This is a genomic window from Psychrobacter sp. GW64-MNA-CIBAN-0177 (assembly GCF_040309585.1).
GTDB lineage: Bacteria > Pseudomonadota > Gammaproteobacteria > Pseudomonadales > Moraxellaceae > Psychrobacter > Psychrobacter okhotskensis.
In genome coordinates, this window is the sequence record NZ_JBEOOY010000087.1 from 1 (window position 1) to 360 (window position 360).

Genomic DNA, 360 nt, shown 5'->3' on the forward strand with positions numbered 1-360 from the left:
GCACAATAGCGCCGCTAATATGCCAGCGTATCACCTTAAGCTTTAGCATCACTAGGCCACCAACAAAATAGGCCATATTGACCCAAAACCAACCTTCGCCGACACTGCCAGAGAAGATGGTTTTAGTCATACTTTCTGTTGTGGTAAGCCCCATAGAAAGGTCTGTTTTTAATGTGTCGAGCGGCGTTGCCATGGTGGTGCCATCAATCGCCAAATGGAAAAAATCTGCAGCATATCCCGTGTTTAATTCAAAGATACTGTTGAAGGTATGCAACATATCTGCGTAATTGACGGTTAAGGTTTGAGGGGCAACCCATGAGGTCATTTGTACCGGAAATGAAATCAGCAGCAGTACATAAG

Annotated in this window: 1 protein-coding gene; it reads right to left on the reverse strand. The window is 44.7% G+C overall.

All coding sequences use genetic code 11. The features are described 5' to 3' along the window. Positions 1-360 (reverse strand): RnfABCDGE type electron transport complex subunit D (locus AAEY79_RS14285; RefSeq protein WP_352288914.1); only part of this gene is annotated, 360 nt, incomplete at both ends.